Annotated in this window: 10 protein-coding genes; 3 read left to right on the forward strand and 7 right to left on the reverse strand. The window is 64.8% G+C overall.

The genetic code is table 11. From position 1 onward, the window contains the following. Window position 1: 1 nt before the first annotated feature. The 7 genes from FBY20_RS21845 to FBY20_RS21875 all read right to left on the reverse strand — a co-directional run bounded on the left by FBY20_RS21845 (window position 2) and on the right by FBY20_RS21875 (window position 8,170). Window positions 2–439, reverse strand: coding sequence for an acetyltransferase (locus FBY20_RS21845; protein ID WP_062840607.1), 438 nt, complete (start codon window positions 437–439; stop codon window positions 2–4). A 37-nt stretch (window positions 440–476) separates the two neighbouring features. Then, window positions 477–2,216: a peptidase M14 gene (locus FBY20_RS21850; protein WP_142054547.1), complete on the reverse strand. Its 1,740-nt coding sequence runs from the start codon at window positions 2,214–2,216 to the stop codon at window positions 477–479. Window positions 2,217–2,256: 40 nt separating this feature from the next. Further along, window positions 2,257–3,123: an ABC transporter permease gene (locus FBY20_RS21855; protein WP_142054549.1), complete on the reverse strand. Its 867-nt coding sequence runs from the start codon at window positions 3,121–3,123 to the stop codon at window positions 2,257–2,259. 5 nt (window positions 3,124–3,128) lie between these two features. Further along, window positions 3,129–4,052 (reverse strand): ABC transporter permease, encoded by a 924-nt coding sequence (locus FBY20_RS21860; protein ID WP_056324064.1) that lies wholly within the window; start codon window positions 4,050–4,052, stop codon window positions 3,129–3,131. Between the two features lie 164 nt (window positions 4,053–4,216). Then, window positions 4,217–5,743, reverse strand: a complete 1,527-nt coding sequence (locus tag FBY20_RS21865) for an ABC transporter substrate-binding protein (RefSeq protein ID WP_142054551.1) — start codon at window positions 5,741–5,743, stop codon at window positions 4,217–4,219. Between the two features lie 51 nt (window positions 5,744–5,794). Then, a complete protein-coding gene (locus FBY20_RS21870; RefSeq protein ID WP_142054553.1) occupies window positions 5,795–7,648 on the reverse strand; it encodes a dipeptide ABC transporter ATP-binding protein in 1,854 nt (617 codons plus the stop codon). A 9-nt stretch (window positions 7,649–7,657) separates the two neighbouring features. Then, window positions 7,658–8,170 (reverse strand): winged helix DNA-binding protein, encoded by a 513-nt coding sequence (locus FBY20_RS21875; protein ID WP_008160698.1) that lies wholly within the window; start codon window positions 8,168–8,170, stop codon window positions 7,658–7,660. Window positions 8,171–8,559: 389 nt separating this feature from the next. Here FBY20_RS21875 and FBY20_RS21880 point away from each other — a divergent pair, with 389 nt between their 5' ends. From FBY20_RS21880 to FBY20_RS21890, 3 genes are read left to right on the forward strand one after another with little or no spacing between them, the layout of a single operon-like run. After that, complete coding sequence (locus FBY20_RS21880; RefSeq protein ID WP_142054555.1) at window positions 8,560–10,278, forward strand: ShlB/FhaC/HecB family hemolysin secretion/activation protein; 1,719 nt, start codon at window positions 8,560–8,562, stop codon at window positions 10,276–10,278. Between the two features lie 28 nt (window positions 10,279–10,306). Further along, window positions 10,307–21,859: a hemagglutinin repeat-containing protein gene (locus FBY20_RS21885; RefSeq protein WP_160144426.1), complete on the forward strand. Its 11,553-nt coding sequence runs from the start codon at window positions 10,307–10,309 to the stop codon at window positions 21,857–21,859. Then, on the forward strand, window positions 21,856–22,314 hold the full coding sequence (locus tag FBY20_RS21890) for a DUF4279 domain-containing protein (RefSeq protein WP_222119277.1): 459 nt from the start codon (window positions 21,856–21,858) through the stop codon (window positions 22,312–22,314). The genes FBY20_RS21885 and FBY20_RS21890 overlap by 4 nt, the downstream gene beginning before the upstream one ends. Window positions 22,315–22,487: the final 173 nt, after the last annotated feature.

Consider the following 22,487-nt stretch of genomic DNA (forward strand, 5'->3'; position numbering starts at 1 on the left):
CTTAACCGGCCAGCTTCATGTGAATGATGGGAAAAGGGCGGCCGGAGTCGTCGTGGGCCGAGCGTCCCACGTCTTGAAATCCGTAGTGCTTGTAGAAGCCGTGCGCCTGCGGATTCTGCTCGTTCACGTCGACCAGCAGCGTGCCATGCAGCGAGCGCGCAAAGTTAAGCAGCCGGCGGCCGGCTCCCTTGCCGCGCTTGTTGGCATCCACGAACAGCATTTCGACCTTGTTGCCGGTCAGGCCCATGAAGCCGGCGACTTCGCCGGCATCGTCCTCACAGACCCAGACCCTTACCGACGGCAGATACGTGTTCAGCACCTTCGGGTACATGGCCTGGATTTCCTTTTCCGTCAGGAAAGTGTGGGTGGCGCGCACCGAACGGAGCCAGATGTCCACCAGGGCCAGATCGTCGCCGTGGTTGCGTTCTCGGATGTTCATTTTTTTATTGCGGGTTCAAGCGGCGGGATCCAGGCTTCTATAGTCCCGCGCGATACAGATCGGTGGCCGCCAGGACGGTTTCCATCTGCACAGTATGCGCGAAAACGAATCGGTCTCCGTAGACCGTTTCATCCGGAAACTCCGAGATGAGCGCCATTGGCAATTCTTCACGATCGGTTTCCGTGACCTGCACGGGAATGCCGTTGAGCACGTCGAATCCCTTTTCCAGCGCGTGTGCGTGAAAGAGTTCCAGTTGCCGCGCGTTGAACTCCACCAGCCCCGGCACGTTGCGCGCAAGCCGCGCGGTGACGCCTTCGATCAGATGCCGGGCGCGCTCGCCCCAGCCCGGATGATGGCGCAGCACCAGGAAGAACCCCTTGGGGATGGTCCACAGCTCAAAGTGACGCGGCAGGTAGCCCGACAGCGGGCGCGTCCACTCGTGCGCGGGATAGCCGTGCAGGTTGATGTGCAGCTGCGCGCCGCTGATCGCATGCGCCTGATGGCGGCCTTCGCGTTCGAAGAACGGCGCGCGCTCGCGGTAGGCAATATCGTCGCCCAGCGCGCTGTAGCGCGAGGCGTGCAGCATGTGGCGCGGATGCTGCTCTCGCAGCCGGTTGAACAGCGCGTAGCCATCGGGATTTTCCGAGGCGATCAGCGCGAAATGCGCGTCGCCGCGCGCGGCCAGCGCCTGCGCCGCGCGCAGGGCGCCCACTACGCCGGAGGTTTCGTTGGCGTGCTGCGCGCCCGATATGAAGACGGCTGGTCCCGGGCCGCGCACATAGGTGCCCAGTACCGGACGGCCCTGCCGGGACACGGCCTGGAAGGTGTCGCCGCCAAAGGCAGCCATGCACCCGGCGATCTGCGCGGCCGACAACGGCTCGCGCGCCTGCGCCAGCGGACCGGCAGGCGCCGCCGGCGTCACGGGCGCGACGGGTGCGAAAGGTTCCACCGAGATCTGCACGCGGGGCGCGCCATCGTGGCGGCGGATGTCGGGAATGATCTGGCCGGGTTGCAGGCCCCGGTCGCCGGAAGGGCGGCCGGAGTGCTGCTGGAAGTGCTCGAGCAGCGAGAAATAGATGTCTTCGTGCAGCGCCTCGAAGGTGCTGACGATTTCCTCGTCCACCGGCAGCGCGAAGTCGATGCCGGGCAGGTCGACGCGAATCTCCAGCCGGTCGAAATACGGCTCGTGCGCGCCCCAGGTGTGGGTGCGCACCGTGTCCATGATGCTGCGAAAGAGCAACTGGTATTCGGTGGCCTGCGCGGCATCGGTTTGCACTGCACCGCTCGCGTCGCGCACCCGCAGCCAGCCGGTGGGCGACAGCTCTGGCGTGCCGTCCGGCGCGTGCCCCAGCTGATTGGGCGCGAAAACGCGGGCGTCGAGCGTGCGGCCGTCGGCATAGCCCAGGGTGACGTCGTAGTGCAGGTCGTTCGCGCCGGGCAGCATCGTCACGCGCACGTCCTTCAGCAGCGCGACGAGGGGGTAGGCTTCGAGCGTGAAGCGCTTGGCCTGCGCTTGCTCGTGCAAGGGGTAGCGGATCTCGGCCGAGATCAGCCCGTCGTGTTCGACCTCTTCAAGGAAATAGTGCAGCAGCGGCTTGTAGGCGCTGCGAAAGCGCGCCGTCACGCCGGCCTGTTGCAGCCGGTCTTGCGCGGCGCGGCGGGCTTGGGCGCTCTCGAACAGCCAGCCTTCCACGATCGCGCCGCGCCAGGCCGGCGCCATGTAGGCGTGCGTCCAGGCGTCCAGCGTGCGATCGAAACTCTTGTCCAGCAACGACATACTCAATATTCCTTCCGCGCCCAGGGTGCGGATCGATTCATCAGACCTTGCCGGTCGGATCCAGGCGGTCGCGCAGCCAGTCGCCCAGCAGGTTCAGGCCCAGCACCGTCAGCATGATGGCCAGGCCAGGAAAGACGCTGACCCACCAGGCCGTCTGCATGTACGTGCGGCCATCGGCAAGCATACCGCCCCAGCTCGGGATCATGGGATCGACGCCCAGACCCAGGAAGGTCAGGCTGCTTTCCAGCAGGATGTTGTTGGCCACGTTCAGGGTCATCAGGATCACCAGCGGCCCCAGCAGGTTGGGCACGATGTGGTGGCGGATCATGGCCAGGTCGCGCACGCCGAAGGCGCGCGCAGCCAGCACGAATTCACGCTCGCGCAGCGCCAGCACCTGCGCCCGCACCAGACGAGCGTACTGCACCCATTGCGACACGATCATGAAAAAGATGACGTTGAACAGGCCGCCGCCCAGGATGGCGATGAAGGTGATGGCGACCAGGATGAAGGGCAGCGCAAGTTGCACGTCGGCAAAGCGCATGACGATCATGTCCCAGAAGCCGCGGTAGTAGCCGGCAATGAGACCCATGATGATGCCCAGCAGCGCGCCGCCCAGCACCGAGGCAAAGCCCACCAGCAACGAGATCTTTCCGCCGACGATCACGCGCGCCAGCACGTCGCGGCCCAGCGGGTCCGTGCCGAACGGGTGGGCGGCCGACGCGAAGGGCGCCATCAGGCGCGCGGCCAGATCCATGGATTCGCCGCCGTCCGGAAACAGCCAGCCGGACGCCAGCACGAGCAGGACCATGACGCCGGTCAGAAGCGCGCCCAGCACGAATTCCAGCGAGCGATAGCGGCTGCGCGGCTTCATGGCCTTCGGGGCGGCGGGGGAAGTGGTTGTCTGCATGATGCTCAACGCGTGCGGATACGGGGATCGACGATGCCGTAGGCGATGTCGACGATCAGGTTGACCAGGACGATGACGGTGGCCAGCACGGTGACCGTGCCTTGCAGCACCGGATAGTCGCGGCCGGAAATGGCGTCGAATGCCAGCGTGCCCAGCCCGGGCCAGTTGAAGACCATCTCGATCACCACGATGCCGCCGATCAGGCCGCCGAACTGCAGGCCCAGGTACGTGATCAGCGGAATGGCGCAATTGCGCAGCGCGTGCTTGTACAGCACGACACGCTCTTTCAGCCCCTTGCTGCGCGCCACCATGATGTATTGCGCCGACAGCGTTTCCAGCATCGTCGTGCGCACCAGGCGAATATTGGTGGCGCTAAGGATGATCGCCATCGTCAGCGACGGCAGCACCAGGCTGGCCGGACCGCTCCAGCCCGAAGGCGGCAGCAGCGGGAAAGTGATCGACAGCAGCAGCACCAGCATCAGCGCCAGCCAGAAGTTGGGAAACGACAACCCCACCAGCGACAGGATGCGGATGGCCTGATCGGTGGGCTTGCCGCGCTTGATGGCCGCCTGGATGCCCAGCGGCAGCGAAATCAGGATGGACACGATGAGCGACGTGAAGGCCAGCATCAGCGTGGCCGGCAGGGCGTCGCCGATCAGCTTGGCGACCGAGGTGCCGCCCATGAAGCTACGCCCGAAATCGCCGTGCAGCAGGCCTTGCATGTACGACAGGTACTGCTCGTGGAACGGCCGGTTCAGTCCGAGCGCCTGCCGGATGTTGGCCAGATCCTGTTCGGTCACGCTGCCGGACCCTTGGCTGAGCATCAGCGCAGGGTCGCCGGTCAGGCGCACGGCATAAGAAACAAGCAGCGTCACGGCCACGATCACGAAGACCGCCTGCAACACGCGTTTGATGAGAAATCCGGTCATAAGGCGCCGCAACGGCTTGCGCCGTGGCGGGAAAAGGGTGTTAACGCGGCATCGATGCGCACCGATGCCTCAACGAGGCACACCCCAAGCGGGATGCCGCGGATCCGGGCTCTGCCGGTCCGCAGGCATGCCCCTGGGGGAGGCGCGAAGCGCTCGGGGGGGACTTACTCTATGGCCGTATCCAGGAAACGGAAGCGGATGTCGCCAGGAACCTCCAGGTTCTTCACGCGCTTGTTCACGCCCACGATCGTGTTCAGGCTATACAGCGGCATTTCCAGCGCCTGGTCGGCCACGTACGCGGCGATTTCGTGCAGCATCGCTTCGCGCTTTTTCACGTCATAGACCGTCCGCTGCGCTTCCAGCATCGCGTTCAGCTTGGGATCGTTGTCGTACGGATTCCACTTCTGACCCGAGTGGTACATCAGGTATGCCGTGTTGTCGTAGTCGTACGTCCAGCCGCCCCACTGGTTCTGCCACATTTCGCCGGTCTTGCCGCCGGGAATGATGTCGTTGAGCAGCACGCCGGTTTCATACGGCTTGATGGTGGCGCGCACGCCCACGCCTTGCAGGTAGCCGGACACGGCCTGCGCCACTTCGCGGAAGTTAGAGTCGCTGCCGCGCACGTCGATCTGCACCGTGGCGCCCGGCTTCACGCCGGCGGCCGCCAGCAGCTTCTTGGCTTCGGCGGGATTGAAGGGCAGGGGCTTTTGCTCGGGGTTGTAGCCGAACGACTGCGGACCCTGGAAGCTGGCGATGGTCTTGGCCTGGCCCAGCAGGAGCTGCTTGACGATGGCGTCGCGATCGACCGCCATGATCAGCGCACGGCGCACGTCGCGGTGCTGCGTGATGCCGTTCTTGGTGTTGTAGCGCAGCGCGAAGGCCACCGGGCCGCCCGTGGAGATGACGTCGGCGTTGCCCGACTTCTTCACGGTTTCGATCAGGCCCAGCGGGATCAGCGTGGCGATGTCGATGCGGCCGGCCTGCAATTCGGCGACCTGCGTGCCGGGTTCGCCGATGAAGCGATACACCACCTTGTCCAGCTTGGGCTTGCCGCCCCAGTATTCGTCGTTACGCGCCAGCGTCACGTTGACCTTGGGCTGGTAGCTGTCGAACTTGAACGGACCGGTGCCGACCGGATGCGTGTTGAAGTTGTCTTCGCCCTTTTCCGTGATGTACTTGGGCGGCACGATCATCGCGCCGTAGCCCGCCAGCTTCGTCAACAGCACGGGGTCCGGCTGCTTCAGGATGAAGTCGACCGTGTACGGGTCCACCACCTTGACCTCGCCGATCGAGTCGTAGTTCGACTTCTGCGGGCCCTTGGCGCCTTCCGCGCCCAGCAGGCGGTCGAACGTGAATTTCACGGCCTCGGCATTGAAAGGCTCGCCGTTATGGAACTTGACGCCTTCGCGCAGCTTGAAGCGCAGGCGCTTGTTGTCGTCCAGGTATTCCCAGCTGGTGGCAAGGCCCGGCTGCAGCTTCAGGTCGGCGCCGCGCATGGTCAGCCCGTCGTACAGGTTGCTGCCGACCGAACCCCAGAAGGTCACGAACGTGTCGATCGGATCCCAGCTTCCCGGATCCTGGTTGATGGCCACATTGAGCGTGCCGGCGGCGTGCGCCGTCGACACGGGCAGCGCGGCGGCAAGGGCCAGCGTCAGCGCGGTGGCGGAGAGGGTGGTGCGAAGGAATTGCATGGTCGCCTCCAGGGACGGGAAATCGGGTCGGACCGACGGATAAAAGGGGTTTCAGGCGGCGCGGGCGACCTGATGGCCGGGCGCGAACTCAAAGAGAGGAACGATCGCGGGCTCATCGCCCACGCGGCGCACCGGGCTGGGGATCTCGCCCTCGATCAGGGAAGTGTCGATGTGGCGGCCGGGCTCGGCCACCGGCACCGCCGCAAGCAGCTTGCGCGTGTAGGCGTGCTGCGGGGATTCGAAGATCTGGCGGCGCGTGCCCAGTTCGACGATCTGGCCCAGGTACAGCACCGCGACGCGGTGACTCACCTTTTCCACCACCGCCATGTCGTGCGTGATGAACAGGTACGACAGTCCGCGATCCTTTTGCAGATCCATCAGCAGGTTCAGGATCTGCGCCTGAATCGACACGTCCAACGCCGACACGGACTCGTCCGCGATGATCAGTTTGGGATTGCTGGCCAGCGCGCGCGCGATGCACACCCGCTGGCGCTGGCCGCCCGAGAACTCGTGCGGATAACGCGTGGCGTGCTCGGGCTTCAGGCCCACCTGTTCCAGCAGCTCGCCCACGCGCCGCGCGATGGCGTCTTCGCCGCTCAGCAGGCCATGCGTGCGGATCGGCTCGGCGATGCTGAAGGCCACGGTCTTGCGCGGGTCCAGCGACGCATACGGATCCTGGAAGATGTATTGGATCTCCTGGCGCAGGCGCTGGCGTCCCGCGCTGTCCATCGAGAAAATGTCCTGCCCGTTGTAGCGCACCGCGCCGGACGTGGGCGCCACGAGCTGCTGCAAGGTCTTGCCAATGGTGGACTTGCCGCTGCCCGATTCGCCCACCAGCGCCAGCGTCTCGCCGGGATAGACGTCAAAACTGACCTGCTCGACCGCATGCACCCGGTGTGTGACGCGGCCGAACAGGTTGTGGCCAACGTCAAAGCGCGTGGTCAGCTTGTCCACGCGCAGCACCGGTTCGTCGTAGCGTGCGGTGTCCTGTTCGCGGGTCTCGCCCACCTCGCGCAGCATGTCGCCTTCCAGCACGGTCTGCGGCGTGCGCAGCGGCAGGTCGCGGCCCGTCAGGCTGCCCAGGCGCGGCACGGCGGCCAGCAGCGCGCGCGTGTAGGGATGCTTGGGCGCGTTGAAGATTTCCTGCACCGTGCCTTGCTCGACCTTCTTGCCGCGCAGCATGACGACCACGTCGTCCGCCATCTCGGCCACCACGCCCATGTCGTGGGTAATGAAGATCACCGCGGTGCCCAGGTCGCGCTGCAGTTCGCGGATGGTGTTCAGGATCTGCGCCTGAATCGTGACGTCCAGCGCCGTCGTCGGCTCGTCGGCGATCAACAGGCGCGGCTGGCACGACAGCGCCATCGCGATCATCACGCGCTGGCGCATGCCGCCCGACAACTGGTGCGGATAGCGGTCCAGCAGCTGTTCGGCATCAGGCAGGCGCACCTTTTCCAGCAGCTTGCGCGCCGACTGGCGCGCCGCCGAACGCGACAGCTGCTGGTGCAGCATGATCGCCTCGACGATCTGGTCGCCGATGGTGAACACGGGATTGAGCGACGTCATCGGCTCCTGGAAGATCATCGCGATGTCGTTGCCGCGGATCGCGCGCATCTGTTCGTCGCTGGCCTGGGTCAGGTCGACCTCGCGATCGTCGCTGCCGCGGAACAGGATCTGGCCGGTCGAAATGCGGCCGCCGCTGTAGTCAGTCAGGCGCATGATCGCCATCGACGTGACGGACTTGCCCGAACCGGACTCGCCCACGATCGCCAGCGTGCGGCCGGGCCGCACGTCGAAATCCAGGTTGTCGACGGCGCGAAACCCGCCGGTGTCGGTATTGAAATCGACCGATACGCCGCGCACGGACAGCAGCGGGGCGGGGGCGGAGACTGGAATGCTAGACAACGTGGATTCTCACAGCGAGGTGGCGGCGCGGGCGGCCTGGTCGTACAGGCCCGAAAGGGCGCGCAAGGTATTGGCCAGTTGATGACTGGCGTTGTCGGCGGCGGGGGAGTCGATGAACGGTTTGACGAGGCACTGCTCGCGCACTTCGGCGTAGCGCTGGATGGCGGCCGCGCCGGCGTCGGTGGTGGTGTAGATCACTTCCTTGCCCGTCTTGGCGCTTTGGACGACGCCCAGGCGCTCCAGCTTCTTGAGCGAGTAATTCACCAGGTGCGTGTCTTCGACATTGAGCGTGAAGCAGATGTCGGCCAGTTTCTTGCCCCGGCCCCGATGGAATACGTGGTTGAGCACCAGGATATCCAGCGACGTCAGTTCGGGCAGCCCCGCACACGCCATGCAGCGCACCATCCAGCGGTTGAACGCATGCGACGCAATGATCAGGCCGAATTCGACCTCGGACAGCTCTGGCGCGGAAGACGCAAGGTGGGAAGACGAAACGATGGCGTCCCGAACGGATACAGGCATGGGCAAGGCAGGCAAAGGGACGGATCAACGACAAAACGTTGGCGAATTATTGACGATTTGTAGTTATGTCGGCATTCGGGTTAACCCGGCCCGATATTTCAGAGTTCTCTGATTTCTGCCGTTTCGCCAGCGTTTTACAAAGGCGGCTGATGTAGATGCCTACGCACCCGTTTGAAGTCGATTTGTTACGTGTCCGAGTTCCGTCTTTAAGAAATATCAATAAAAGACGGCAATGGGCGGCATACGGACGGCAAAGCGTCGCAATGGCGCGGAATTCAACTAAGAAACAATAGATATATATTGTAATAAACGGTATTGCGCGGCAAAATTCAGCCCCAATCGATCAACAGGAGACGACGCACGGCGGTTGGCCGAAAGCGTCCAGACGTATGAGCGGATCGCAGCATTTTCACGGAGCATGGTTGATTTGGGCGGCGCTTTGCGCCGGAGCGGGCATCAGTTCGGCGTGGGCGCAACCCGCCCCTGAGGCCGCACAGCGCGCCACAGAAATCCAGCGCCGGCAGGAGCAGGAAATCGATGCTCAACGCGCGCGGGCGGCAGAGCGTCCCGACGTGCTGTCGGCGCCCTCCGCGGCCCAGCCGGGCGGGTTGGCCCTTCCCCCCGAAACCCCGTGCTTCGTCTTGCGGGAAGTCATCTGGGAAGGCGCCGAGCCGCCGGATCTCCTGGCGCGCGCCACGGCCATCGTGCTGGGCGAATGCGTGGGCGGCAGCGGGTTGCGGGCGCTTCAAGAACACCTGATCGGCTTGCTGATCGACGACGGCCTGGTCACCGCGCGCGTCGTCGTGCCCGAGCAGTCGCTTGCGGACGGGTCGCTGACGCTGCGTTATCTGCCAGGCCGCATTTCCGCCGTCCAAAGCCAGGACGGCATCGGTTGGTGGCGCACGGCGTTGCCCACCGGCCCGGGCGGCGAACTGAATCAGCGTGATCTGGACCAGGCGCTTGAAAACATCCGCCGTCTTGGCAGCCAGGCCGACGCCGCCATCGATATCGCGCCCGGTCCCGAACTGGGCGACTCGGACATTCTCATCAAGCCCGGCACCGGCAAGCGCTGGCATGGCTACCTGGGTGGCGACAACGGCGGCATGGATACGGTGGGCAAGTATCAACTCAATGCCGGCCTGACCCTTGATTCCCCGCTGTTCCTTTACGACCAGTTGTCGGTCTCGTGGAACAGCAACGCGCACTGGCGCGACGCCGACTCCCACACGCGCGCCGCTTCCATCAACTACAACGTGCCGTTCGGCTACTGGACCGTCTTCGCGGGCGCCAGCAAATCCACATACCGCCAGACGGTCGCCGGCTTCGAAGAACCCATCGTCTACGGCGGCACCACCAAGCAGATCCAGGCAGGCGTATCGGTCGTGCCGTACCGGGGCACCTCCTACAAGGGCAACCTGTCGCTCACCGTGCTGCGAAAGCGCACCGACAGCACCCTGAACGACGTGGCCATCGACGTTCAGCGCCGCGACGTCTCGGGCTACGAGATCGGCTACGGCCATCGCCACTACGTTGGCCGGGCCGTGCTGGACATCGGCGGCGGCGTGCGCGGCACGCTGCCTCAGTTCTCCGACGAGCCCGGCTACATCTACGGCGACCCGGACTGGAACGGGCGCAGCACGATTCTTACCGCCAACGCGGGCGCTTATCTGCCGTTCCAGGTTGCCGGGCAAACGCTTGCCTATCAGGCCAACTGGCAGATCCAGCACGCCAAGACGGCCATTGTGCCGGCTGACTACTTCACGATCGGCAACCGCTACGCCGTGCGCGGCTTCGATGGCCAGATGACGCTCGCCGCCGAAGACGGCTGGACGCTGCGCAACGATCTGTCGTTCAACCTGGACGATCTGACCGGTCTTGCCGGCCAGCAGCTTTATACCGGCTTGGACGTCGGTCGGGTGGGCGGCCCGTCCGCCGAGTACCTGTCCGGCCGGACGCTGGTCGGCGCGGTCGCAGGCCTGCGCGGCCGTCTGTCCATTCCCCATGTCAGCGCCAGCTACGACCTCTCGGCCGGCTGGCCGCTCAAGAAACCCGAATCGCTCAAAACCGCGTCCACCGTCTTCGCGATGGCCGTGATGCTCGAGTTCTAAATCCGCTGTTCCCCGTCAGGTGCGCATGATGTCCAAGCTTCGTTCGTTGATTGTCTGGTCCATCGTCTTCACGCAGGTCTGGACGCCCGTGCTGGCGCAGACGCTGCCGATCTCCGTCGACAGGAACGTGGCCGGGCAAAAGCCGACCGTGGGCGTCACCAACGGCGTGCCGGTCGTCAACATCGCGCCGCCTTCGGCGGGCGGCGTCTCCAACAACCGCTACACGCAGTTCAACGTGGGACCGTCCGGCGTGGTGCTGAACAACAGCGGCGGCGCCAGCCAGACGCAACTGGCCGGCCAGGTGGCCGGCAATGTCATGTTGGGCAACCAGCGCGCCACCACCATCCTGAACCAGGTCACCGCGCCCAACCCGTCGCAACTGATGGGCACGCTTGAAGTCGCGGGCAATCGCGCCAACGTCATCGTCGCCAATCCGGCAGGCATCACCTGCAACGGTTGCGGCTTTCTGAACGCCGATCGCGCCACGCTGACCACGGGCCGTCCGCAGGTGGGGCCTGACGGCAACATTGCGCTGGAGGTTGCCGGGGGCAAGCTGCGCGTCGAGGGCCAGGGGCTGAACGGCACCGCCGCCAGCCAGGTCGACCTCATCGCCCGGACGCTGGAAATCAACGCTGGCGTCTGGGCCGACCGGCTCAACGTCACGGCGGGTGCGGCGCGCGTGGACTACGCCACCGGCAACGCGACCGCTGGCACAGGCGAGGGCCCGGCGCCCGTTGTGGCGCTGGACACCGCGGCGCTGGGCGGCATGTACGCCAACAGCATCCGGCTGATCGGCACCGAGGCGGGCGTCGGCGTGAACGTGGGCGGCAACCTGGTTGCACTGACCGGCGACCTGGAAGTCAGCGCATCGGGCGACGTCCGCATCGCGCCCAGCGCCGCCGTGCAGGCGGCGCGGGATCTGCGGCTGGCATCGGGACGCGACGTGGCGGTGGACGGCGCCGCGCAAGCTGCGGGCAATGTGGCGTTGGCCGCCGGCGGCAATGCCGCGATCACGGGGGCGGTGGGCGCGGGCGGTTCGATCGATGTGAACGCGGCAGGCAACGTAAGCGTCGCCGCGCAGGCCTCGGTGCAGACGCAGGGAGCGCTCCGTGTCGCGGCCGGGCAGGATCTGTCGTTGGGCGGCTCGCTGCTGATGGGCGGGCAAGACGTGCGGGTTGAATCCGCGCGGAATGTGCGGATCGGCGGCGACATCGCGCCGGGAGGGACGCCGCCGGGCGGTGGCGCAGGCACGGGGAACGCGGGCTCCGGTGGTTCGAGTTCCGGTTCGGGGTCCGGCTCCGGGTCGGCCGCGGGCGGTTCGAACGCGGGCAACGGCGGCACGGCGGGCACCGCCACCGGCGCGGCGCAAGTCGGCACGAATTCCAGCGGTCTGGTCACCGCAGCAGGCGCGGTAGCGCTCAAGGCGGGCCGCGACATGGTGCTGCCTGGCCAAGTCACCGCCGCGGGCGCGTTGCATGCGCAGGCTGGCGGCGACCTGACGACGGGGGCGACCGCTCAGATTCAATCAGGGGGACCCGCCCAGATACGTGCAAGCGCGGACCTGAACCTGGGCGGACTTGTCGGCGCGCGCGGCGACTTGTCGCTGATGGCCGGGCGCGACGCACGGGTGACGGGCAAGGGGTCCGCCACCGGCCGCATCGGCATCGACGCGGCGCGCGATCTGCGCATGGACGCACCCGCGCAATGGGACGCCGAAGGCGAGATTGCCGCCAAGGCGGGCGCCGGCATGACGCTGGCTGGCACGCTCCGCGCCAACGGCAACACTGCGCTGACGGCGGGCCAGACGCTGGCGGTCGACGGCACGATCACGGCCGCGTCCGGCAGCATGACCGTCTTGACCGACGGCGACGTCGCTCTCGGCGCGAATGCACAGTTGGCGGCGGCCGGTCCCGTTGGCCTCACGGCTGGTGGCAGCCTGCAAAGCCTGGGCAAGGTCACGTCGCTGAAAGACCTGTCGATGCAGGCGGCGCGCGACATGACGCTTGATGGCGCAACGCTCGCGACTGGCGATCTGCAGGTGCAGGCGGGCGAAACTCTCGCCACATCTTCCGCCTCACGCCAGCAAGCGGACGGGTCGGTGACGGCCATGGCAGGCGACGCGTCGCTGGCGGGCGCCTTCATCGCGGGCCAATCCGCGCAGATCACTACGCAAGGCAGTCTCCGGGTGGACGGCACGCTACTGGCCGACGCTGGCACGCTTCAGGCCGCCAGCGGCGGCGACATGACGCTCGGCTCGGCCAGCACCCTGCAGGCCGCGCAGCAATTGACGGCCCAGGCTGGCGGCAACCTGCTCGCGAATGGCGCCCTCTCCGGTGAAGCCGACATTCATCTTTCCGCAGATTCCCGCGCCGAACTGAACGGCAAGACGGTCGCCAACGGCACCCTGCGCGCCGAAGCGGGCACGGACCTGACGGTGGGCCAGGGCGGGCTGGCGCAAGGCAACGCCAATCTTTTCCTCGGCGCAGGCCAGGACCTGCGCGTCGCTGGCACCGCAGGCACCGCGGAGCCTGCTGCGGGTCAGGCAGGCCTGCTGCAAGCCCAGGCTGCCCGGGATCTCTTTGTGACCGGCCTCGTCACGGCGGGCACGCCCGCGAGCCTGACGGCACAGCGCAATTTGGGCGTCGACGGCACCGTGGCGGCGCTTGCCGGCAACCTGACCGCCGACGCGGGCGGGCAATTGCGCGTCGGCGCCACCGGCCGCATGCAGGCCGCGCAGAACCTCACGGCGCAATCGGGCGCGGACCTGGCGTCCGACGGTGTCATCGTCGCGGGCGGCGGCCTGACGCTCGCGGCGTCCGGCGATGCACGCCTGGGCGGCACGGCGGCCGCGCTGGGCGAGGCGGGCGCGGGCAATTTTCTGGTGTCCGGCCGCGATGTGATCGCCAAGCAGGGCGCGCAGTTGCAGGCGGCGGGCACCCTCACGGCGCAAGCCCAACGCGACGTCAGCGCCGCCGGAGCGTTGGCGTCCGTGGGCGACATGATGCTGTCGGCCGCGCGCGATGCGCGCGTGGACGGCACCGCCGCCAGCGATGCGAACCTGACCCTGACCGGCCGCAACGTCGCGGTCGGTGCGGCAGGCCTGGCGCAAGCCGCCGGCACGCTCACGTCCACCGCGCAAGGCACATTGCTTGCCGCCGGCAGCATGCTGGCAGGCATCACGCAAACCCTCAGCGCGGGCAGTGGCATGACCCTCAACGGCACCGTGGCCGCGTTGGAAGGCGACCTGAAGCTGGAGACGCAAAACGGCAATCTCGACACGGGTTCTGCGTCCAGCCTGCAAGCGGGCGCAGCGCTGACCGCCACCGCGGGCGGCGCGCTGAACCTCATGGGTTCGGCTGCCGCCGGACAAGCCATGACGCTGCGCGCGGGCGGCGACGCCGCGCTGGGCGGCGTCGCGGCCACCCAGGCCGGCAACGTCACCATCGATGCCCAGGGCGCGCTCTCAACCACGGCCGACGGCCGCATCCAATCCGCCGCGGATATCGGCCTCCGGTCCGGCAGCCTCTTGAAGAACGCAGGCATTGTGTCCGCGGCAGGCGCAGCCTCCCTGCTGTCAGATACCGGCCTGACCAACACCGGCTCGGTGCTCGCGGGTGGCGACGTCACCGCCACGGCAAAAAGCGCGCTCAACAACAGCGGCCGCTTCATCGCTGGTGTCGGCGAGGACGGCACGCTCAGCCTGCCCGGCAGCGTCAACTTGACCGCAGCCTTCATCACCCACCCAGGCATCAGCGCGGCCGGCAAGGACATGACCCTGGCCGCAGGCGGTATGGATATGTCCGGCGGCAACGTCTCGGCCGTCGGCAAGCTCGGGCTCACGACCTCTGGCGACATCACCACGCGCAACGCCGTCCTGCACGGCGGCAGCGTCGACATCGCCGCCGCCAACTTGCGCAATCAAGACGGCAAGATCACGTCTGCCGGCGAGGCCGTCGTCAAACTGGGCGGCGAACTGGATAACACCGCCGGCCTGATCGCCGCTGCGGGCGATGCACGCATCGACGCCGCGCGTATTGGCAATGCCGGCGGCACGCTGGCGGGCGCGAATCTCACCTTGGTTGCGACCGGCACCGTCGACAACCAGGGCGGCCTGATTCAGGCCGACGACACCCTGACCCTGAACGCCGCCAGCCTGGACAACCGCGCCACGCTGACCGCATCCGGATCGCCGCCCAAAGGCGTGCTGGCCAAAACGGCCACCATCGTCGCCGGCGGCATCAACAACCAGTCCGGCGCCATCAGCGCGGGCCAAGACCTGACGCTGGATACCGGCGATCTGGACAACACCGGCGGCAACATCGCCGCTGAGCGCTACGCGACCATCAAGGCCGCAATGCTGAAGAACCACCAGGGTAAGTTGCTGGCCGGCGAACGCCTCGCGGTCACGATCCACGCGCTGCAAGGCCTGGGCCTGCTGCAATCCGCGCAGGACCTGTCCTTCACCTACACCGGATCGCTCAACCAGACCGGCGACCTCGCCGCCGGCCGCGACCTGACGATGTCGGTCGGCGGCAACATGGACAACAGCGCCACCGTCAGCGCTGGCCGCGACCTGACCATCACGGCCAACGCGCTCAACAACCAGGCCAGCGGCGAGCTGCTTGCCGGACGCAACAACACCATCAACGTCACCAACGGCCTCACGAACTCGGGCCTTATCGACGGCGGCGCGACCCACATCAACGCAGGCCGCGTCGACAACTTCGGCCGCATCTACGGCAACACCATCGCCATCCGAGCGGGAGAAATCGTCAACGGAGCAGGGCCCGGCGGCGGCGCGGTCATTGCGTCCCGCGGCGATCTGGATATCGGCGTGGGTTCGCTCGTGAATCGCGAACATGGGCTGATCTACGCGGCCGGGGATATGCGCATCGGGAGCGCGCTGGACGCGAATCGCAAGGCGATCGGGCAGGCTGCGTCGCTCGTCAATGCGTCGGCGACGATTGAGGCTGCGGGCAACGCGGTGATTTCCGCGGTTTCGCTGCAGAACATCAATACAAATTACGCCAGCGAGGTGGTGCCGGTGTTGACCGTGCCGAAGGTGTACGTGACGCCGGCCGGCTCCACCGAAATGTACGACATGGAATCCAACTGGTTCTGCGTCAAAGACCGCCCAAGGTGCGAAAAGGGCATCGACCTTCTTGAAAACGACTCCCAGCACGGGTTCTTGCTTCCGTCCGACAACTATCCCGCCTCTCGATATGGTCCTCCCTTCGATTACGCGCCTTGGTACACGGGCATTACGGATGATGAGGGTCCCATCGCACGGGTGGAGGTCCCGCGCAGAATTCTTTGTTCAATCACGAATGACATCGAAGTTTGTACGCCCGAAACTCGGTTTGGGGACAACTGGGTGTACCCGCCGGTAACACATCCGTACGGTACCGATGAGCGAGTCTGGGCCGTCTTCGGTGTGACGCCTCCGGTTGGCCCGGAGCCGCAGTGGGTACCGCGAGATCCTCCATGCCGCGCGAACGACGGCGCCTGCCATGCGGCGGAAAAAGTCCGACGGCAGGCCTACGAAGAAGCGCATTACGCTTACAAGGTGCCGTTCGATGAGCTGGATGCGCGCATAGCGGCGTTCAATCTGGATTTCCAGAATCGCATGAGGTACACCCTCACGATCTACGACGTCCAGGAAACCGTCACCGAAACCCGCACCATCTCATCGGATCCTGGAAAGATTCTGTCTGGCGGCGCCATGACGCTCGTCGGGACCGTCACCAACGATAAGAGCCAGATCGCGGCTGGCGGCTCGCTGTCGGTAAGCGGACCGGCCATCAACAATATTGGAGCGGGAGGCGAGCGCGTGGTGACGCGCGTTGGCCGCGCCATCTTGTCCCAGCCGAGCGGCAGAAAGCGCAAGGAACACATTGAGGACTACAACCGCACCCTCGCCGCCGAACCCATCGAGCTGCCCGTCGGTACCTCCGGCGGCAACCTGTCGGTCTCACTCAGCGGCGCGGCGCCTGGCGCCAACGGCGCCACCGCAACCGGTCCCGTACTGGTTGCCAGCCTTGGTCTGCCCGGCGGCAACGTCGTGCGCACCGTCTCCAACCCGGCCACGATTCCCGACAGCCAGCTCTTCGCCGTCAACGGCACACCTGATGCCCCTTATGTCGTCGCCACCGACCCGCGCTTCATCGGCAACCACGAGTCCGTTTCCAGCGACTACCTGTTCGGCCTCCTGCAACAGCCCGGCGCTCCCGTCGGCAACGCGGGCGCATCCGGCGCCATCAAGACGGGCTTGGGCAACACCCCCGGAGGTCTTAACGCCCTGATTCCCGCCGACGCAAAATTCCTCACGCCGTCCGGCGAACCCCGTCGCCTGGGCGACGGCTTCTATGAACAGAAGCTCGTCTCCGACCAAATCCTGGCCACCACCGGCCAGCGCTTCCTGGACGGTTTTGGCGACAACGACAGCCAGTACAAGCAACTGCTCGCCAACGGCGCGCAATTCGCCCTGAACAACGGCATCAAACTCGGGGCCGCGCTCACCGACTCCCAGCAGCGCCAGCTCACCACCGACCTGGTCTGGCTGGTCGAGCAGACCATCACGCTGCCCGACGGCACCACCGAGACTGTGCTGGTCCCGCAGGTCTACCTGCTAGTGCGCGAAGGCGACCTGAAGGGCGACGGCACGCTCATGGCCGGCCGCGACGTCAAGCTCGCCGCCGACGGCGACATCACCAACAGCGGCACCATCGGCGCGCGCGACGCCACCGTCATGACCGCCGCCAACATCGTCAACCAAGCCGGCGGCCGGATCCAGGGCGCCGTCGTCGACCTCGCCGCACGCGAAGACCTGATCAACCTGGTCTCGCTCATCAAGGGCGACAACGTCGCCCTGTCGGCAGGCCGCGACATCGCGCTTACGTCTACCTCCGCCTCGGAGAACAACGGCGCCACCTGGGGTTCGTACGTCTCGGGCGTGTCCCGCGTCGACGCCGGCAACCTCAGCATGCAAGCCGGCCGCGACATCAACCTGACGGCCGCGCAAGTCACCGCCACGGAAGACGCGCGCCTGCAGGCGGGTCGCGACATCAACCTGGCCACACTGCAGGAAAGCCACGGTGAATCGCTGGTCCGCAACAAGAAGAATCGTCACGACCTGAGCACCGGCTCTGAAGTCGGTTCGTCGATTGCGGCGGATGGCAACGTTACGCTGATTGCCGGGCAGGACGTCAATGCGCGTGCCGCGGACGTGACGGCGGGCGAACAGCTGGCCGTCGCCGCGGGCCGCGACATCAACATCGGCGCGGGAGAAGCTTCTGCTTCCGCGCGCGACGAGATGTACTACAAGACCAAGGGCTTTCTCTCCAGCAAGAGCACGCACTCGGTCGATTCACAGGCGTGGACGCAAGCGCAGGGATCAACCTTCAGCGGCGACGCGGCGGTGTTTCAGGCGGGCAGGGACTTTTCGCTTAACGCTTCGCAAGTCGTCACCACTAATGACTTGGTCGTCGACGCCGGCCGCGATCTGTCGGTAACGGCTGGGACGAACACCTATGGTGAGAGCCATTACAAGCGAGTAAAGAAAAGCGGTCTCTCAACCGGTGGTTTGGGAATTTCGTACAAGAGCAGCGACGCTAAATCCCTGCAGACCGTGGACTGGATGACGCAAAGCGACGCGCGGAGTCTATTGGGCGCGACGGGCGGCAACGTCATCATCACCGGAGGGCGGGATGTCCTGATCGCAGGCAGCGATGTGGTCGCGGGCAGGGCGGCAGGCGACACCAAGGGCAAAACCGGCAACATCGATATCCAGGGAGGAAACGTCGCTATCGTGGCAGGGCGTGACGTCGAGACGACCCACAGCGAATACTCCCTCAAGGAAAGCGGCTTTGGCGTGGCCGTAGTTGGGACGGTGATGGACACCGTCAAGAATCTGTCCAATGCCGGGTCCGTCAAATCCAAAGGTCACGAGCTTGCTCACAGCGGGGCCACGACGCCCGGCGTGTCGTTCTCATACAGCAGCAGCAAGAGCAGTGGATCGTTCGACTCGCATAGCCAGGTCAGCAGCGGCTCGTCCTTGAGCGCAGCCGGCGACATCGTGGTGCGCGCGACCGGCAGCGGCGTACGCGACGCCTCCGGACGAGCGCAGGATGGCGACGTCGTGATCTCCGGGTCTAGCCTGCGCGCCCAGGGCGGTGTCGTACTCGATGCCCAACGCGACATCGCCGTTGTTGGCTCAGACAACCGCCAGACCCAGACCAGCGAAGAGTCCAGTAAGAGCACCAACTTCTCGTTTGGAAGCATGAGCCTGGGAGACATCGGTCGGGCGGTTGACGGTGGTCCCAATGCCAGCGGCGTCAAGATGTTCCCCTACGGCAGTCAATCGGCGCAATCCGATGAGCTGTCTTCAGGCACGTGGCAAACGTCGTCGCTCATCACGGGCAACACAGTCCACCTGAACAGCCGTGACGGCGACATACGCATCGCCGGATCCGCCATTGACGCCATTAACAACGTGGGCCTTTTGGCTAATCGCGGATCGATCGTCATCGACACGGGCAGCGCGACGCGCGACCACAGCAGCAGCTACAGCAATAAGACGGTGGGTGATCTCGGGCGTGAGGGTAACGGCTTTTCCGTGGGGGTACGCAGCAGTAGCGGCAGCCTGAATGAGCGCAGCAGCACGCCGAGCGCGGCCGGCAGCACCATCACCAGCCATCTGGGTGATGTCTCGATTGTGGCCATGGACGACGTACTGGTGCGTGGAAGCGATATCCGTGCAGGCCGCGACCTCCTCATGGCCGGCCAGTCAGTCGCCATCGAAGGCAGTTATGACACCAGCGTCTATCGCCAGTTCCAGGAGACCAGCCAGATCGGCGTAACGATCAGCGCTAGCAACCCTGTTGTCAGCGCCGTGCAAAGCACCAACCGCATGCGCGAGGCGGCCCAGGAGACCAACAATGGCCGCCTGCAGGCCATCGCAGCCGTGGCGGCCGGTTTGGCCGCCAAGAATGCCTATGACGCTGTGGCGAAAGATCCCGCCAAGGTCGGCGGGATCAACATCAACGTCGACTTCGGTGCCAGCAGCGCCAGCCAGACCAGCAGCGGCCAAAGCAGTACCGCAAGCGGCGCGGCCATTTCCGCTGGCCGCGACATGACGATCATCGCCGCCGGCAAGGGCGATCAGTCTGACATCATCGTGTCCGGATCTGACCTTGCCGCGGGCCGCAACATGGTGCTGGATGCGCAAGGCGACATACTGCTTACCGCTCAACAGAACACCGCCAGCCAAAAGACCGACGGCAAAAGCAGCAGCGCCAGTATTGGTGCGGGCTTTTCGATCGGGGGAACCCAAAACGGCGTCAGCATCAACCTGGGCGCGGGTGGCAGCAAGAACAAGAGCAATGGCGAGGATGTGACGTGGAACAACACGCACGTGCAGGCCGGCAACGTACTGACCATGAAGTCCGGCGGCGACACGGTTCTACGCGGCGCGCAAGCGACCGGCGACCGGATTCTGGCCACGGTGGGCGGTGACCTCGTTATCGAAAGCCTGCAGGACATCAGCAACTACACGGCGCGCGACCGCAGCGTGGGCGTGCACGTAAGCCTGTGCATCCCTCCCATCTGCTACGGCGCCAGCTCGGTCAGCGGCAACTATGGCAACACCAAGATCAACAGCGAATACGCCAGCGTCACGGAGCAGTCAGGTCTGTGGGCGGGCGACGGCGGCTTCCAGCTCGATGTCGCCAAGAATACCGGCCTGATTGGTGGCGTCATTGCCAGCAGCGACAAAGCGGTCGCCGATGGCAAGAACGTCCTGATCACCGGAACCCTCACCAGCCGCGATGTTGAAAATCGCGCCAGCTACGAAGGCCAGTCCATTCAGCTGGGCGGCGGCGTGAGCTTTGGCGGCGGCAACGAAGGTGGCAAAGACAAGAGCAACATCGGCACCGATGGCAAGGGCGAGGTCGCTGGCGGAACCAAGGCCACGCCGAATTCAAACTTGCCCAGTTCGAACGGCGTGAGCATGGGTGTGCCGGTGGTGGCGGGTGCCAGCGGAGAAGCTAGTTCCACCACGCTCAGTGGCATCAGCGGCGGCACGATTGTCATCCGAGACGAAGCTGGGCAGAAAGCGCTGACGGGGCAGACGGTGGACGAAGTGATCGCGGGGTTGAACCGAGACACCAAGGACACGCTGAACAGTCTGGATCCGATATTTGATGAGAAGGAGATTCGGGCGGGGTTTGAGATCGTTGGGGAAGCTAGCCGGCAGGTTGGGCAGTTTTTGTCGAATCGAGCGGAAGAAAGGCAAACCGCGAAGGAGCGTTCTGAAGATAAAACCCTCTCGTACGCGGAGCGCGCGAAAGCGGCACAGGACTATGCCGAGCTGGAAAGCAAGTGGGGCGCGCAAGGATCCTATAGCCAATGGGCCACGATCATTCTCGGCGCGGCCAGTGGGAATGTGACCGGTGGCACGGGCCAGTTCATTCAGGCCGCTGCGGTCAATTATTTGCAAACCCTGGGTGCTGCAAAAGTCAAGGAGTTGAGTAGTGCGTTAGGCGGAGAAGGGTCTGTGGGCCATGCCGCGTTGCACGCGGTACTTGGCTGCGCTGGGGCCGCTGCTCAGCACGCATCGTGCGGCGCGGGCGGCGCCGGCGCGCTATCGGGCGTAGTGCTGAGCAAGCTGCTGGAAAGCATGGACGGCGCCAACGGGAAGGATCTGTCTCCTGATGAAGCGCAAGCGCGCGTCAACCTGATTAGCAGCATAGTCGCGGGCATTGCTGCGTCAATTGATCCCGCAGCGGCGGTGCCGGCAGAAATTGCGGCGCGCATAGAGGCGGAAAACAACAGTCAGTATAGGAACCGCGACAAGGTTGCCCGGATGAAGGCCGAGCTCGTGGGGCGCCTGGAGGCAGAGTGCGGCAATGACAATGGTTGCTTGCAGGCAGGGTGGGCTGAAGCGGATCGGATGACAGCGTCCTATGACGAGGTGCTTACGCTGACTCACTATCCCGACCTGACCAAGGAGAAGGCCGACGCGCTCGCGCAGGCGGTGCTCGATTTGGCGCCGGGAGTGTCAAATGCCAGTGCGCTCTATGAACTCGTGACGGGGATGACGGCGACCGGTGATGAGGCAAACCGGTATTTTGCGGCGATTGGTTTAGTGCCTCTGGCTGGCGGCATGATCAAGAAAGGCGGCCAGGCGATACACATGTTCGCGGAAGGCGATAAGGCGCTTGACGTTGCGAAGGTTGGAGGAACACTTGAGGACGTAGTCGCAACTGGAAATCATCAACTAGATGGAAAGTGGTTTGACGCCAACGGACTGCCGTTGCCAGTACCACCCAGTGTGGGCGCGGCAGGTCGAGTCCCGAATGTTCTTCAGACGGGTGGGCATACTCTAAATAAAAGCACAGCTAATGCGCTGAATGAGGCTTTCGGCGAAAATTTGACCTCTCGAGACTGGGGAAGAGCTCTAGAAGCGTTAAAGCAGGACTCGGGAAAAATGCGAAACGATGTTCATGGGCGGATACTAGATAACGGTGATTATGTGAGCAAAACAGGTGAGGTTATAGGAAATATTGGGGATTATTTGCCATGAATCTACAAACGAGGATTACCCCAGTTGCCCCCGACTACGAAAGTTGCGCCGAGTGTTATGCCCGGTTGATGATTTATCCTGGTGGGCGGCATCCGGATGTGATAACAGATATTTTCCATATTCAACCCACGTCGGTTAATGTTGTCGGTGATGTGATTACCAACTCCCGAGGTCGAAAAAGGCAAATTAAGAATTCGGGATGGTTCTTGTCAACAGAAGGTCTTGTCCTATCAAAGGATATTAGGCAGCACATAGATTGGTTGGTAAAAATAATATATCCACGCCGCCATGCGTTAAAAGAAATTCAAAATATGGATGAGATGAAAATAACGCTCAAGTGCGTCTGGTTTTCGTTGTTGGGACATAGTGGCCCAGTACTATGGCCGGAGCAAATGAAAGCGCTCGCAGAGTTAGACTTAGAGTGCTCATTCGATATTTACTTTGTAAATCAATAGGGGCTATTGCAAATCACCTTATCTCCTGGGTAAGGCGCGGGGATGGCGCTCCCTATAATCTGCTCGGTGTGGTTGAGTTTGTGGATGTCCGACAATACCGCCCCTCCTCGTAAGTACTCTTGTCCGGTAGGCATCGGCGGCAGAAGGCTCGGCGTACGGGTTAGCCGACGCGT

Origin of the sequence: Achromobacter sp. SLBN-14, assembly GCF_006715415.1 — a bacterium.
Lineage (GTDB): Bacteria > Pseudomonadota > Gammaproteobacteria > Burkholderiales > Burkholderiaceae_B > Achromobacter > Achromobacter mucicolens.

What these genes read in the sequence shown, in the direction of transcription:
- FBY20_RS21875 (WP_008160698.1), bottom strand. Translation starts at nt 8,170, where the DNA reads ATGCCTGTATCCGTTCGGGACGCCATCGTTTCGTCTTCCCACCTTGCG.
- FBY20_RS21855 (WP_142054549.1), bottom strand. Translation starts at nt 3,123, where the DNA reads ATGCAGACAACCACTTCCCCCGCCGCCCCGAAGGCCATGAAGCCGCGC.
- FBY20_RS21885 (WP_160144426.1), top strand. Translation starts at nt 10,307, where the DNA reads ATGTCCAAGCTTCGTTCGTTGATTGTCTGGTCCATCGTCTTCACGCAG.
- FBY20_RS21860 (WP_056324064.1), bottom strand. Translation starts at nt 4,052, where the DNA reads ATGACCGGATTTCTCATCAAACGCGTGTTGCAGGCGGTCTTCGTGATC.
- FBY20_RS21865 (WP_142054551.1), bottom strand. Translation starts at nt 5,743, where the DNA reads ATGCAATTCCTTCGCACCACCCTCTCCGCCACCGCGCTGACGCTGGCC.
- FBY20_RS21890 (WP_222119277.1), top strand. Translation starts at nt 21,856, where the DNA reads ATGAATCTACAAACGAGGATTACCCCAGTTGCCCCCGACTACGAAAGT.
- FBY20_RS21845 (WP_062840607.1), bottom strand. Translation starts at nt 439, where the DNA reads ATGAACATCCGAGAACGCAACCACGGCGACGATCTGGCCCTGGTGGAC.
- FBY20_RS21880 (WP_142054555.1), top strand. Translation starts at nt 8,560, where the DNA reads ATGAGCGGATCGCAGCATTTTCACGGAGCATGGTTGATTTGGGCGGCG.
- FBY20_RS21850 (WP_142054547.1), bottom strand. Translation starts at nt 2,216, where the DNA reads ATGTCGTTGCTGGACAAGAGTTTCGATCGCACGCTGGACGCCTGGACG.